At 57.7% G+C, this 14,647-nt stretch carries 12 protein-coding genes; 8 read left to right on the top strand and 4 right to left on the bottom strand.

The features are described from left to right. The first annotated feature begins 59 nt into the window (after window positions 1–59). Entirely contained in the window at window positions 60–776 is a 717-nt protein-coding gene (locus C1X29_RS16865; RefSeq protein ID WP_064592400.1) for a response regulator transcription factor, read from the top strand. A 62-nt stretch (window positions 777–838) separates the two neighbouring features. Here C1X29_RS16865 and gyrB read toward each other — a convergent pair whose 3' ends face one another. The 4 genes from gyrB to dnaA are packed head-to-tail and all read right to left on the bottom strand — an operon-like array spanning window position 839 to window position 7,046. Next, window positions 839–3,256, bottom strand: a complete 2,418-nt coding sequence (gene gyrB, locus C1X29_RS16860) for a DNA topoisomerase (ATP-hydrolyzing) subunit B (protein WP_011331734.1) — start codon at window positions 3,254–3,256, stop codon at window positions 839–841. A gap of 5 nt (window positions 3,257–3,261) precedes the next feature. Beyond that, window positions 3,262–4,365, bottom strand: coding sequence for a DNA replication/repair protein RecF (recF, locus tag C1X29_RS16855; RefSeq protein ID WP_003220208.1), 1,104 nt, complete (start codon window positions 4,363–4,365; stop codon window positions 3,262–3,264). Between the two features lie 14 nt (window positions 4,366–4,379). Continuing rightward, window positions 4,380–5,483: a DNA polymerase III subunit beta gene (gene dnaN, locus C1X29_RS16850; protein ID WP_011331733.1), complete on the bottom strand. Its 1,104-nt coding sequence runs from the start codon at window positions 5,481–5,483 to the stop codon at window positions 4,380–4,382. A 39-nt stretch (window positions 5,484–5,522) separates the two neighbouring features. Then, the gene (dnaA, locus tag C1X29_RS16845; RefSeq protein WP_011331732.1) at window positions 5,523–7,046 is read right to left on the bottom strand and encodes a chromosomal replication initiator protein DnaA; all 1,524 of its coding nucleotides are present in this window, start codon (window positions 7,044–7,046) and stop codon (window positions 5,523–5,525) included. A 568-nt stretch (window positions 7,047–7,614) separates the two neighbouring features. Here dnaA and rpmH point away from each other — a divergent pair. The 7 genes from rpmH to rsmG all read left to right on the top strand — a co-directional run bounded on the left by rpmH (window position 7,615) and on the right by rsmG (window position 14,633). Beyond that, window positions 7,615–7,749: a 50S ribosomal protein L34 gene (rpmH, locus tag C1X29_RS16840; protein ID WP_003213577.1), complete on the top strand. Its 135-nt coding sequence runs from the start codon at window positions 7,615–7,617 to the stop codon at window positions 7,747–7,749. A gap of 16 nt (window positions 7,750–7,765) precedes the next feature. After that, window positions 7,766–8,167 carry a ribonuclease P protein component gene (gene rnpA / locus C1X29_RS16835; protein ID WP_011336726.1) on the top strand — a complete coding sequence of 134 codons (402 nt, stop codon included), beginning with the start codon at window positions 7,766–7,768 and terminating at the stop codon, window positions 8,165–8,167. Beyond that, window positions 8,160–8,405, top strand: a complete 246-nt coding sequence (gene yidD / locus C1X29_RS16830; protein WP_010465488.1) for a membrane protein insertion efficiency factor YidD — start codon at window positions 8,160–8,162, stop codon at window positions 8,403–8,405. Before rnpA ends, yidD begins: the two co-directional genes overlap by 8 nt. A gap of 2 nt (window positions 8,406–8,407) precedes the next feature. Next, complete coding sequence (yidC, locus tag C1X29_RS16825; RefSeq protein WP_102717946.1) at window positions 8,408–10,090, top strand: membrane protein insertase YidC; 1,683 nt, start codon at window positions 8,408–8,410, stop codon at window positions 10,088–10,090. 81 nt (window positions 10,091–10,171) lie between these two features. Further along, window positions 10,172–11,542, top strand: a complete 1,371-nt coding sequence (mnmE, locus tag C1X29_RS16820) for a tRNA uridine-5-carboxymethylaminomethyl(34) synthesis GTPase MnmE (RefSeq protein ID WP_085606314.1) — start codon at window positions 10,172–10,174, stop codon at window positions 11,540–11,542. A 551-nt stretch (window positions 11,543–12,093) separates the two neighbouring features. Further along, window positions 12,094–13,992, top strand: coding sequence for a tRNA uridine-5-carboxymethylaminomethyl(34) synthesis enzyme MnmG (gene mnmG / locus C1X29_RS16810; RefSeq protein ID WP_007954140.1), 1,899 nt, complete (start codon window positions 12,094–12,096; stop codon window positions 13,990–13,992). After that, complete coding sequence (gene rsmG, locus C1X29_RS16805) at window positions 13,989–14,633, top strand: 16S rRNA (guanine(527)-N(7))-methyltransferase RsmG (protein ID WP_007911906.1); 645 nt, start codon at window positions 13,989–13,991, stop codon at window positions 14,631–14,633. Before mnmG ends, rsmG begins: the two co-directional genes overlap by 4 nt. Window positions 14,634–14,647 lie beyond the last annotated feature (14 nt).

Here is a 14,647-nt window from a genome sequence, read left to right as displayed (position 1 = left end):
ACTGCATGGAGTGAGCCGATCCGGTCGGCACCCACCCGAGCGACAAGGAACCACCGCGTATGCGCGTTGCGATACTGGACGATGAACCCGCCGAACTGCGCCGGGTCGAGCAGACCCTGCAACAAATGGCCGAGGCCGGAGGACAGCCCTGGTCACTGCACAGCTTCGAAAGCGGTGAAGACCTGCTGCGACAGTTGCGCCGGGAAACCTTCGACCTGCTGATCCTCGATTGGCAATTGCCCGACCTCACCGGCCTCGCGCTGCTGCGCTGGACCCGCGAACACATGGAAGCCCCCCCGGCGGCCATCATGCTCACCAGCCGCGACGGTGAAAGCGATATCGTCCAGGCCCTGAATGCCGGGGCCGACGATTACGTCAGCAAACCGTTTCGGCCCAATGAACTGAAGGCCCGCGTGGCGGCGGTATTGCGTCGGCACAGCCTGCAACGAAGCGCCCCGGCCGAGGTTCTGCGTTTCAATGACCTGGTGTTCGACGATGCCGAACTGACCGTCACCCGCGACGGGAAACCGATCGTCATGACTGAACGTGAGTATCGTCTCGCCCATTGTCTGTTCAGCAACCTTGGCCGACCGCTGTCACGGGATTACCTATACGAACGATTCTGGCCCCACGAAGAAATGTCCACGTCTCGGCCACTGGACACTCATATCTATCGCCTGCGCAACAAGCTCGGGCTGACGGCGGATCGGGGTTGGCAGTTGCTGACGATTTATGGGTATGGGTATCGGTTGGAGAGTGTGGCGGCAGGGGAGTGAATCGCAGGCAATAAAAAAGGCCAACGCTTGTGCGTTGGCCTTTTCGTTAGCGCCGACCGGGATCAGAAATCCAGGTTGGAAACCGCCAGAGCGTTGCTCTCGATGAAGTCACGGCGAGGTTCGACCGCATCACCCATCAGGGTGTTGAAGATCTGGTCTGCGCCAATGGCGTCTTCGATAGTGACTTTCAGCATGCGGCGCACGCTTGGGTCCATGGTGGTTTCCCACAGCTGATCCGGGTTCATTTCGCCCAGACCTTTGTATCGCTGAATGGTGTGGCGCTTGGTACTTTCGGCCATCAGCCAGTCCAGGGCTTCCTTGAACTCGGTGACCGCTTTCTTGCGCTCGCCACGCTGGATGTACGCGCCTTCGTCGAGCAGGGTGCTCAGTTGAGCGCCGAGGGTGACGACGGTCTTGTAGTCGTTGCTGCCGAAGAAGTCACGGTTGAAGGTGACGTAGTTCGACAGGCCGTGGGAGATCAGTTCGACCTCTGGCAGCCACACGCCACGTTCACGGTCTTCACGCAGGCTGGCCTTGTAGACCAGGCCCGACTTCTCGACGGTGCGCAGACGGACTTCGTACTGGGCGAGCCAGTCTTGCATCTTGGCGTGATCGCCGAGCATTTCCAAGCTGACGGCCGGCAGGTAGATGAAGTGCTCGGTCAGCTCCTGCGGGTAAAGGCGCGACAGACGCTTGAGGGTCTTCATCACCATGCGGAAGTCGTTCACCAGTCGTTCCAGCGCTTCGCCGGAAATGCCTGGGGCGTCTTCGTTCAGGTGCAGGCTCGCATCTTCCAGGGCCGACTGCGTCATGTACTCTTCCATGGCGTCGTCGTCTTTGATGTATTGCTCTTGCTTGCCTTTCTTGACCTTGTACAGCGGCGGCTGGGCGATGTAGATGTAGCCGCGCTCGATCAGCTCAGGCAACTGACGGAAGAAGAAGGTCAGCAGCAGGGTACGGATGTGCGAACCGTCGACGTCAGCATCGGTCATGATGATGATGTTGTGATAGCGCAGTTTGTCGATGTTGTACTCTTCGCGACCGATGCCGCAGCCCAGCGCGGTGATCAGGGTGCCCACTTCCTGGGACGAGATCATCTTGTCGAAACGGGCTTTCTCGACGTTGAGGATCTTGCCCTTCAGCGGCAGGATGGCCTGGGTCTTGCGGTTACGTCCCTGCTTGGCAGAGCCGCCCGCGGAGTCACCTTCCACGAGGTACAGTTCGGACAGCGCCGGGTCTTTTTCCTGGCAGTCAGCGAGCTTGCCCGGCAGGCCGGCAATGTCCAGCGCGCCTTTGCGGCGGGTCATCTCACGGGCTTTGCGCGCCGCTTCACGGGCACGGGCGGCGTCGATCATCTTGCCGACGACCAGTTTGGCTTCGTTCGGGTTTTCCAGCAGGAAGTCGGAGAAGTACTTGCCCATTTCCTGTTCGACCGCGGTCTTCACTTCGGAAGACACCAGCTTGTCTTTGGTCTGGGAGCTGAACTTCGGATCCGGCACCTTCACCGAGATGATCGCGGTCAGGCCTTCACGGGCATCGTCACCGGTGGTGGCGACTTTGTGCTTCTTCGCCAGACCTTCCTGCTCGATGTAGTTGTTCAGGTTACGCGTCAGTGCGGAACGGAAGCCCACCAGGTGGGTGCCGCCGTCGCGCTGCGGAATGTTGTTGGTGAAGCACAACAGGTTCTCGTTGAAACTGTCGTTCCACTGCAGGGCGATTTCCACGCCGATGCCGTCTTCACGCTGGATGTTGAAGTGGAACACCTGGTTGACCGCAGTCTTGTTGGTGTTCAGGTATTCAACGAACGCACGCAGGCCGCCTTCGTACTTGAACAGCTCTTCCTTTCCGCTGCGCTCATCCTTGAGGACGATGCCGACACCGGAGTTGAGGAAGGACAGTTCACGAATGCGCTTGGCCAGGATGTCCCAGCTGAAGTGAATGTTCTTGAAGGTTTCGCTGGAAGCCTTGAAGTGAATCTGGGTACCGGTGGTTTCGCTGTCGCCAACGATCGCCATCGGTGCCTGAGGCACGCCGTGAACGTAGGTCTGTTCCCAGATCTTGCCGCTGCGGCGAACGGTCAGTACCAGCTCTTCGGACAGCGCGTTCACAACAGAAACACCTACACCGTGCAGACCGCCGGATACCTTGTAGGAGTTGTCGTCGAACTTACCGCCAGCGTGGAGGACGGTCATGATGACCTCGGCGGCGGAAACGCCTTCCTCTTTGTGCACGTCTACCGGGATGCCACGGCCGTTGTCTTTAACGGTGATGGACTCATCCGGGTGGATGATGATGCTGATGTCGTCGCAGTGGCCGGCGAGGGCTTCGTCGATCGAGTTGTCGACCACCTCGAACACCATGTGGTGCAGACCGCTGCCATCGTCGGTGTCACCAATGTACATACCGGGACGTTTGCGCACGGCATCCAGGCCTTTCAGCACTTTAATGCTCGATGAGTCGTACGTATTTTCTTCGCTCAATGCCTTCACTCCCGATGGTCGTGGGTCTGGGTGATACGGCCCTGTTCCACGTGGAACAGAGCGACTGGCGTTTCCGTCTGCCAGCCTTCCCTCAATAATTCGTGATCTACACAGGTGATAAAGACCTGGCAGCGTAAGTCTTCCAGCAAGCGGCACAGCGCGCGACGGTGGCTCTCGTCCAGTTCGGACGGCAAGTCATCCACCAGATAAATACACTGGCCGCGTCGGGCCTGGCTCACCAGATGCCCCTGGGCAATCCGCAATGCACAGACCACCAACTTCTGCTGACCCCGGGACAAGATGTCCGCGGCATTGTGTGCGCCCAATCTAAGACGCAAGTCAGCCCGTTGTGGCCCGGCCTGGGTATGACCCATTTGCTGGTCCCGTTGCACGGATCCGGCGAGTACAGCGCTCAATTCCCGGTCCTTGTCCCAGCCTCGGTAATAGCTGAGCGTCAAACCTTCGAGCTCAACCAGTTCGCTCAAGGTTTGTTCAAAGACTGGTTTCAAGGCTTTGATGTAAGCGCGGCGGTATTCATCGATTTCAGCGCTGGCCTGGCACAGTTCCCTGTCCCAAACCGCTTGCGAAACGGCGTCAAGTGTACCATGCCGCAGCCAGGAGTTTCTCTGGCGCAAGGCCTTCTGCAAACGCTGCCAGGTGGCCATGAACCGCGGTTCAACGTGGAACACGCCCCAGTCGAGGAACTGCCGACGAATCTTCGGCGCACCCTCCAGCAGGCGAAAGCTGTCGGGGTTGATCAACTGCAGCGGCAGGATTTCCGCCAGTTGTGCAGCGCTACGAGCATTCTGACCATCGATGCGAATCTGGAACTCGCCCTGACGGTCGCGGGATATCCCCAATGCGCTGTGGCCACCCTCGGCGAGTTCGACCTGACCGAATACGGTGCAAGCGAGTTGCTCATATTGGATGACCGGCAACAGTCGCGTGCTACGAAACGAACGGGCAAGCCCCAGCAGGTGAATGGCTTCCAGAACACTGGTTTTGCCGCTGCCGTTGGCGCCGTAAAGAATGTTGATTCGGGGGGAGGGGGAGAAGGTCACCGGGTGCAGATTGCGCACCGCGGTGACCGAGACGCGACTTAGCGACATCCAGAGTCAGCTGATTACAGACGCATCGGCATGACAACATAAGCCGAATCGTCATTGTCGGACTCTTGCACCAGCGCACTGCTGTTGGAGTCGGACAGGATCAGACGAACCTGCTCGGTAGTCATCACGCCCAGCACGTCGAGCAGATAGCTGACGTTGAAGCCGATTTCCAGGGAGCCGCCGTTGTATTCCACGCCTACTTCTTCTTCCGCTTCTTCCTGCTCCGGGTTGTTGGCCTGGATCTTCAACTGACCGCTGGCCAGTTGCAGACGGATACCGCGGTACTTCTCGTTGGACAGAATCGCGGTACGGCTGAACGCTTCACGCAGCGCCTGACGATCGCCCAGTACCAGCTTGTCGCCACCTTTTGGCAGAACGCGCTCGTAGTCCGGGAACTTGCCGTCGACCAGTTTCGAGGTGAAGGTGAATTCGCCGGTGGTCGCACGGATGTGGTGCTGGCCCAGGACGATGCTGACGTTGCCGTCCGGCTCGGTGAGCAGACGTGCCAGTTCAAGAATACCTTTGCGCGGCACGATCACCTGGTGGCGATCCTGCTGGCCGATGTCGGCCTGCATCGAGCACATGGCCAGACGGTGACCGTCGGTAGCCACGGCACGGATCACACCGGTCGACACTTCCAGCAACATGCCGTTGAGGTAGTAACGCACGTCCTGCTGGGCCATGGCGAAACTGGTGCGTTCGATCAGGCGACGCAGCTTGCTCTGTTCCAGACTGGTAGTCAGCGACCCCGGGCCTTCTTCCACAGTCGGGAAGTCGTTGGCCGGCAGGGTCGACAGGGTGAAACGGCTACGGCCGGCTTTCACCACCAGCTTCTGCTCGTCGACCTTGATATCGATCAGCGCATCGTTCGGCAGGCTCTTGCAGATGTCCATCAGCTTGCGCGCAGGCACGGTGATGGAACCTGTTTCAGCCGGCTCCTCGAGTTGCACGCGACCGACCAGCTCGACTTCCAGGTCGGTACCGGTCAGCGACAGTTGCTGGCCATCGACGACCAGCAGCACGTTGGACAGTACCGGCAAGGTCTGTCGGCGCTCGACGACGCCTGCGACCAGTTGCAGGGGTTTCAACAGGGCTTCGCGTTGAATGGTGAAATGCATGGTCTAGTCCCTTGCCTTAATAAGCTGCGCTGGTGTTCATCAAGTGGTCAGTGTACGCAGCAGGTTCTTGTAGTCCTCGCGGATGTCCGCGTCGGATTCCTTAAGTTCGTTGATCTTGCGGCAGGCGTGCAACACGGTCGTGTGATCCCGGCCGCCAAACACATCGCCGATTTCCGGCAGGCTGTGGTTGGTCAGTTCCTTGGACAATGCCATGGCCACCTGACGCGGACGAGCGACCGAACGCGAACGGCGTTTGGACAGCAGGTCGGAGATCTTGATCTTGTAGTACTCGGCGACGGTGCGCTGAATGTTATCCACAGAGACCAGTTTGTCCTGCAACGCCAACAGGTCTTTCAGGGATTCGCGAATCAACTCGATGGTGATGTCGCGGCCCATGAAGTGCGAGTGGGCGATCACGCGTTTCAGCGCGCCTTCCAGTTCACGGACGTTGGAGCGAATGCGCTGGGCAATGAAGAACGCCGCATCGTGTGGCAACTCGACTTTGGCCTGGTCGGCCTTCTTCATCAAGATGGCGACGCGGGTTTCCAGTTCCGGCGGCTCGACGGCAACCGTCAGGCCCCAGCCAAAGCGGGATTTAAGGCGCTCTTCAAGGCCTTCGATTTCTTTCGGGTAGCGGTCACTGGTGAGAATGACCTGCTGACCACCTTCAAGCAGGGCGTTGAAGGTGTGGAAAAACTCTTCCTGGGAACGTTCCTTGCGGGCGAAGAACTGAATGTCGTCAATCAGCAGGGCGTCCACCGAACGGTAGAAACGCTTGAACTCGTTGATCGCGTTCAGTTGCAGTGCCTTGACCATGTCGGCAACGAAACGCTCGGAATGCAGGTACACGACCTTGGCATTCGGGTTCTTCTTTAAGAGATGGTTACCCACCGCGTGCATCAAGTGCGTCTTACCCAGACCTACGCCGCCATAAAGGAAGAGCGGGTTGTAGCCGTGCTTCGGGTTGTCTGCCACCTGCCAGGCCGCCGCACGGGCGAGCTGGTTGGATTTACCTTCGACAAAGTTTTCGAAGGTAAAGGTGCGGTTCAGGTAGCTGGTGTGCTTGAGCGCGCCTTCGACCTGCACGGTGCGCTGTTCGGCGCGAACCGGGGCCTGTTGAGACGCGGCACCAGCCATCGGATCGAAGCTGTCGCGGGACGGCTCTTCACTGATCTCTTCTGTTTTCTGCGTTGTGCGCTTGGTCGGCGCAGGCGTCGGAGCTGGTGCTGGCGCACTGGCCGGCGCGGCATTGGCCTGAGCCTGGGACACTTGCGCAGCAGCCAACGGTGCGTTCGGTGCGGCACGAGGAGCCGAACTGCGCTTGCTGCCTATTAATAAGGAGAGCGACGGTGCGAGACCGTTGCCATGCTCATCCAGCAGTTCAAGGACGCGCCCCAGGTACTTTTCGTTGACCCAGTCCAGAACAAAACGGTTCGGTGCGTAGACGCGCAACTCGTCGCCTTCGGCTTCGACCTGTAGTGGACGGATCCAGGTGTTGAATTGTTGGGCAGGCAGCTCTTCGCGCAAAAGCTCCACGCACTGCTGCCAAAGTTCCACTGACACGGATATCCCCTAAGTTGAAAGCCGGTGAGGCAAAAACAAGCGGCCATTGTAGCGGCCAGTCGTCCACTTATCCACATGCAGGTTGCCCGGTGGACATGATTTATCAATGCGTTAAACGCGAAAAAGGCGACCGACGGTGTGTGCATAAGCTCTGTGGATAACCCTATCTGAGCACACTGGACAACTGGGGGCGAAAGTCGGTGGATAACCAGCCTGTGGATAACAACCTATTCCACACACAGGTTATCCGACAGCGCAGCACAGGCTGAACACGGTTTTCCACTGTAGTTGTCATTCTCTGTACATCGCTTGAAACAAGGCCTTGAGCCAGTTATCCACAGATAACTGTGTACCTAGCTTTTACAAGCTTTACAGAAAAGCTTTAAATAATTCCCTTCTTTATTTTTATCTTTGGCAAACCGGGTAAACAGGTCCTGGCGGCTCCGAAGATCTATTTATAAGGAAACGTTGGTTGGAAATTGACCTATTGGCTTGCTTTCTCTAGAATCCCCGGTCTCTTAAAACGGGGGCCATTCCGGCCCGTTGTGGACGAACCAGGTAACACGACATGAAACGTACTTTCCAACCAAGCACTATCAAACGCGCTCGTACCCACGGTTTCCGTGCTCGCATGGCTACCAAGAACGGTCGTGCCGTACTGTCGCGTCGTCGCGCCAAAGGCCGCGCACGTCTGGCAGTTTGATAATCCGGCACTGGAGGTGAGTCAGGACTTCAGTCGGGAAAAGCGTCTGCTTACTCCCCGGCATTTCAAGGCAGTCTTTGACTCCCCTACCGGCAAGGTTCCGGGGAAAAATCTCCTGCTCCTTGCGCGCAACAACGATCTCGATCACCCCCGTCTCGGACTGGTTATCGGGAAAAAGAGCGTCAAGCTCTCCGTCGAGCGCAATCGCCTCAAACGTCTTATGCGCGAATCGTTTCGCCTGCACCAGGATTCACTGGTCGGCTGGGACATCGTTATCGTCGCGCGCAAAGGTTTGGGTGACGTAGAAAACCCCGAATTGATTCAGCATTTCGGCAAACTCTGGAAACGTCTGGCACGCAACAAGCCGGTACCAGCAGTCAAAACCGAAACTGTAGGGGTAGACAGTCCAGATGCGTAAACTGGCGCTCGTTCCGATCCAGTTTTATCGCTACGCCATTAGTCCCCTGATGGCCAGTCACTGTCGTTTCTACCCCAGTTGTTCTTGCTACGCGTATGAAGCCATCGAAAATCATGGCCTTCTGCGCGGTGGCTGGCTGACCTTTCGTCGTTTAGGTCGCTGTCATCCGTGGAATCCCGGTGGTTATGACCCGGTTCCACCTATCCCTACCTCCCGTTCTTCTTCGATGGCCGAGTAATCATGGATATCAAACGCACGATCCTGATCGTCGCCCTGGCAATCGTGTCCTACGTCATGGTCCTTAAATGGAACCAGGACTATGGCCAGGCTGCCCTGCCGACTCAGAATGTTGCTTCCAGTACGACTACATCCGGTTTGCCGGACACCGCCACTGGCAATAATGCTGCTGCCAGTGACGATATTCCGCGCGCCGCAAGCGATACCAGCGCACCTGCCGAAACGCCGGTCGCCGTCAGCAAGGATCTGATCCAGATCAAAACCGATGTGCTCGATCTCGCGATCGATCCACAAGGTGGCGATGTTGCCCAGCTGACCTTGCCGCTGTATCCACGTCGTCAGGATCGTCCGGACGTTCCGTTCCAGCTGTTCGACAACGGTGGCGAACGTACCTATCTGGCACAGAGCGGTCTGATTGGCACCAACGGTCCGGATGCAAACCCGGCCGGTCGTCCGGTCTACTCCTCGGAGAAGAAGACTTATCAACTGGCTGACGGTCAGGACCAACTGGTCGTCGACCTGAAGTTCAGCAAGGACGGCGTCAATTACATCAAGCGTTTCACCTTGAAACGTAGCCTGTATGACGTGACCGTGACCTATCTGATCGACAACCAGAGCGCTCAGCCTTGGTCCGGTTCGATGTTTGCTCAGCTGAAACGCGATGCAAGCGCTGATCCTTCGTCGACCACTGCTACCGGTACCGCGACTTACCTGGGCGCCGCCCTGTGGACAAGTTCCGAGCCGTACAAGAAAGTGTCCATGAAGGACATGGACAAAGCTCAGCTCAAGGAAACTGTCACCGGTGGTTGGGTAGCCTGGCTGCAACACTACTTCGTGACTGCATGGGTTGCTCCGAAGGGCGAAAACAACATCGTCCAGACCCGTAAAGACAGCAAAGGCAACTACATCATCGGTTACACCGGTCCTTCGCTGACCGCTGCACCGGGTGCGAAAGTCGAAACCAGCGCTGTTCTGTACGCCGGTCCGAAAAGCCAGGCTGTGCTGAAAGAGTTGTCCCCAGGTCTGGAACTGACTGTCGACTACGGCATTCTGTGGTTCATTGCCCAGCCAATCTTCTGGCTGCTGCAACATATCCACAGCATCGTCGGCAACTGGGGCTGGTCGATCATCTTCCTGACCATGCTGATCAAAGGGATCTTCTTCCCTCTGTCGGCCGCCAGCTACAAGTCGATGGCCCGCATGCGCGCCGTGGCTCCGAAACTGGCTGCACTGAAAGAGCAACATGGCGATGACCGGCAGAAAATGTCGCAAGCCATGATGGAGCTGTACAAGAAAGAGAAGATCAATCCGCTGGGCGGCTGCTTGCCGATCCTGGTGCAGATGCCGGTTTTCCTTTCCCTGTACTGGGTTCTGCTGGAAAGCGTGGAAATGCGCCAGGCGCCGTTCATGCTGTGGATTACCGACCTGTCGATCAAGGATCCGTTCTTCATCCTGCCGATCATCATGGGTGCGACCATGTTCATCCAGCAGCGTCTGAACCCTACACCTCCGGATCCGATGCAGGCCAAGGTGATGAAAATGATGCCAATCATCTTCACCTTCTTCTTCCTGTGGTTCCCGGCGGGTCTGGTGCTGTACTGGGTTGTGAACAACTGCCTGTCGATTGCCCAACAGTGGTACATCACGCGTAAGATCGAAGCGGCGACGAAAAAAGCCGAGGCGTAACTTACTCTGTGGATAACACCACTCAAAACGCCCCCTAGTGGGGCGTTTTGCTATCTGCCATTTTTGTCTGGATACCGGTTTATGAGCGCACCTCGTGAAACCATCGCAGCCGTCGCTACCGCCCAGGGCCGTGGCGGCGTGGGCATCGTTCGAATTTCCGGGCCGCTGGCCAGCGTTGCGGCCAAAGCCATCAGCGGCCGCGAGCTGAAACCACGGTTTGCCCACTACGGCCCGTTCTTCAGTGACGATCAACAGGTGCTGGATGAAGGTCTGGCGCTGTATTTCCCCGGGCCGAACTCGTTCACCGGCGAAGACGTATTGGAACTGCAGGGCCACGGTGGCCCGATCGTCCTCGACATGTTGCTAAAGCGTTGTCTGGAACTGGGCTGCCGTCTGGCTCGTCCCGGTGAGTTCAGCGAAAGAGCGTTCCTCAATGACAAACTCGATCTTGCTCAGGCCGAGGCCATCGCCGATCTGATCGAAGCCAGTTCTGCACAGGCCGCGCGCAATGCCTTGCGCTCCTTGCAAGGGGCCTTCTCCCAACGTGTGCATAATCTCACCGAACAGCTGATCGGCCTGCGGATCTATGTCGAAGCGGCGATCGACTTCCCGGAAGAAGAAATCGACTTCCTCGCCGACGGCCATGTGCTGAGCATGCTCGACAAGGTTCGTAACGAGTTATCCACCGTATTGCGCGAAGCCGGGCAGGGTGCGTTACTGCGTGACGGCATGACCGTGGTGATTGCCGGTCGTCCGAATGCCGGCAAATCCAGCCTGCTGAACGCACTGGCCGGTCGTGAAGCCGCGATCGTGACCGAAATCGCCGGCACCACTCGGGATATCCTGCGTGAACATATCCACATCGATGGCATGCCGCTGCATGTTGTGGATACCGCTGGTCTGCGTGATACCGATGACCATGTGGAAAAGATCGGCGTTGAACGAGCGTTGAAAGCCATAGGCGAAGCTGACCGAGTGCTGCTGGTCGTCGATGCCACTGCGCCAGAGGCCGCCGATCCGTTCGCCTTGTGGCCGGAATTCCTTGAAACCCGGCCAGATCCGGCGAAGGTCACCCTGATTCGTAACAAGGCTGATCTCACCGGTGAACCCATTGCCCTGGAAGTCAGTGACGATGGCCACGTGACGATCAGCCTGAGCGCCAAGTCTGCCGGTGAAGGTCTGGACCTGCTACGTGATCACCTCAAAGCCTGCATGGGCTACGAACAAACATCGGAAAGCAGCTTCAGCGCACGCCGCCGGCACCTCGAAGCCCTGCGTCATGCCAGTGATGCCCTGGAACATGGACGTGCCCAACTGACCTTGGCGGGTGCTGGTGAGCTGTTGGCCGAAGACCTGCGTCAGGCCCAGCAGTCTCTCGGGGAAATCACCGGCGCCTTCAGCTCCGATGATCTGCTGGGACGGATCTTTTCCAGCTTCTGCATCGGTAAATAAACCTCCCGTTGTCCACAGACAGGTCCGTTCGCGACCTGTCTGTCCTCCTTCCTCGTTTTTCCTTCCTCCAGTGCCGGACAGATTTCTGTTCCTGAGCGGATTTCCCGTGTCCGCGATTCCTTCATTCGTCCGATTTCTGTGGATTAAGCCCTGTGAATAACTGCCGCTGAGGGCAGTTGATAACAGGGCCTGAAAACTGAACATAACTGCCACTGTGGATAACCACCTCATTCATCCACAGGCTTACACCGGTTATCCAAGGGCCTCATGGCGACATGGCCACAGGGTTTTGAATCTCTGTACACATTGAAAATAAAGGCCTGCAGAAATCTATCCACAGAAACAATGGGCAGTAAGAATAAGCTTTAAAACAAAGGTTTTATAAATTTCTCTCTTTTTTATTCTTTTAACCGCGAGTTCTCCACAGCTGGTTAAATTTTGTGCAAAGGGTTCTTTAGGAAGGGCGAAGTCCCTATACTTGCCGACCAGGTCCAGAAACCTGATCTCAAACTATTCCTGAATTACCTACTTAAGCAGGCACGAGGTGCGTGGTGGATTTCCCTTCCCGTTTTGAAGTGATCGTCATCGGCGGCGGTCATGCCGGTACCGAGGCAGCACTGGCCTCAGCACGCATGGGTGCAAAAACCCTTCTGCTGACGCACAACGTGGAAACCCTCGGTGCCATGAGTTGCAACCCGGCTATCGGTGGCATCGGCAAAAGCCATCTGGTCAAGGAAATCGACGCCCTCGGCGGCGCGATGGCCATGGCCACCGATCTGGGCGGTATCCAGTTTCGCGTGTTGAACAGCCGCAAAGGCCCGGCCGTACGTGCAACCCGTGCGCAAGCCGACCGGATTTTGTACAAGGCCGCTGTCCGCGAAATTCTGGAAAACCAGCCGAACCTGTGGATATTTCAACAAGCTGCTGACGACCTGATCGTCGAGCAGGAACAAGTACGCGGTGTCGTCACCCAAATGGGTCTGCGTTTCTTCGCCGATTCCGTGGTGTTGACCACCGGTACGTTCCTGGGCGGACTTATCCACATCGGTTTGCAGAATTTTTCCGGCGGTCGAGCCGGTGATCCACCATCGATCGCCCTGGCGCATCGTCTGCGTGAACTGCCGCTGCGTGTCGGTCGCCTGAAAACCGGTACGCCACCGCGTATCGACGGCAAGTCGGTGGATTTCTCGGTGATGACCGAGCAGCCAGGCGATACGCCGATCCCGGTGATGTCGTTCATGGGCAACAAGGAACAACATCCACGGCAAGTCAGTTGCTGGATCACCCACACCAACGCCCGCACCCACGAAATCATTGCCGCAAACCTTGATCGTTCGCCGATGTATTCCGCTGCCGGCGAAATCGAAGGCATCGGCCCGCGTTATTGCCCGTCGATCGAAGACAAGATTCACCGCTTTGCCGACAAGGAAAGCCATCAAGTGTTCATCGAGCCGGAAGGCCTGACCACCCATGAGCTTTATCCGAACGGGATATCCACAAGCCTGCCGTTCGACGTGCAATTGCAGATTGTGCAATCGATCCGCGGCATGGAAAACGCGCACATCGTGCGTCCGGGTTATGCAATCGAGTACGACTACTTCGATCCGCGCGACCTGAAGTACAGCCTGGAGACCAAAGTCATCGGCGGTCTGTTCTTCGCTGGTCAGATCAACGGCACCACCGGTTACGAAGAAGCCGGCGCCCAGGGTTTGCTCGCCGGCGCGAACGCCGCATTGCGTGCGAAAGGCAAAGAAGCCTGGTGCCCGCGTCGTGATGAGGCGTACATCGGGGTATTGGTCGACGACCTGATCACCCTTGGTACCCAAGAGCCGTACCGCATGTTCACTTCCCGTGCCGAGTACCGCCTGATCCTGCGTGAGGACAACGCGGACCTGCGTCTGACCGAAAAAGGTCGCGAACTGGGTCTGGTCGATGACGCGCGCTGGGCGGCGTTCTGCAAGAAACGCGAAAGCATCGAACTCGAAGAGCAGCGCCTGAAAAGCACCTGGGTTCGCCCGGGCACTCCACAGGGCGATGCGATTGCCGAGAAATTCGGCACGCCGCTGACTCACGAATACAACCTGCTCAATCTCTTGAGCCGTCCGGAAATCGACTACGCTGGTCTGGTCGAAGTGACCGGGCAGGGCGCCGAAGATCCACAGGTCGCCGAACAGGTCGAGATCAAGACCAAATACGCCGGTTACATCGACCGTCAACAGGACGAAATCGCCCGTCTGCGTGCAAGCGAAGACACGAAACTGCCTGTGGATATCGATTACACCAACATTTCCGGTCTCTCCAAGGAGATCCAGAGCAAGCTGGGCGCCACGCGTCCCGAGACGCTTGGCCAGGCTTCGCGGATCCCGGGTGTTACTCCGGCGGCGATTTCGCTGTTGATGATTCATTTGAAAAAACGCGGCGCGGGCCGTCAGTTGGAGCAAAGCGCTTGAGTTCTAAGGTCACTTCGCAACACGCCGAAGAGTTATCCACAGGAGCCCGCGAGCTCGGTGTCAATCTCACTGAAACCCAGCACGAATTGCTGCTGGGTTATCTGGCCCTGTTGATCAAATGGAACCAGGCCTACAACCTGACCGCCGTCCGCGATCCGGACGAAATGGTTTCCCGTCACTTGCTCGATAGCCTCAGCGTGATGTCGTTCATCGAGAACGGCCGTTGGCTGGATGTCGGCAGCGGCGGCGGCATGCCGGGGATCCCTTTGGCGATCCTGTATCCGGACTCGCAAGTGACTTGCCTGGACAGCAACGGCAAGAAAACCCGCTTCCTGACCCAGGTCAAACTCGAACTCAAACTGGATAACCTGCAAGTTATCCACAGTCGCGTCGAAGCATTCCAGCCTGCACAGCCGTTCAACGGGATCATTTCCCGGGCCTTCAGCAGCATGGAGAACTTCACCAACTGGACTCGCCACCTCGGCGACGCCGATACGCGCTGGCTGGCAATGAAGGGCGTCCATCCGGCCGATGAGCTGGTAGCATTGCCGGCAGACTTCAAACTCGATAGCGAACACGCCCTGGCCGTACCCGGTTGCCAAGGCCAACGCCATCTGCTGATACTGCGCCGCACGGCATGATTGGGAACACAAGC

Origin of the sequence: Pseudomonas sp. GW456-12-10-14-LB2, assembly GCF_002884345.1 — a bacterium.
In the GTDB taxonomy this organism is placed as follows: domain Bacteria; phylum Pseudomonadota; class Gammaproteobacteria; order Pseudomonadales; family Pseudomonadaceae; genus Aquipseudomonas; species Aquipseudomonas paraglycinae.
Note: the sequence above shows the minus strand (reverse complement) of the source record. Positions and strands in the feature narration are given on the sequence as shown.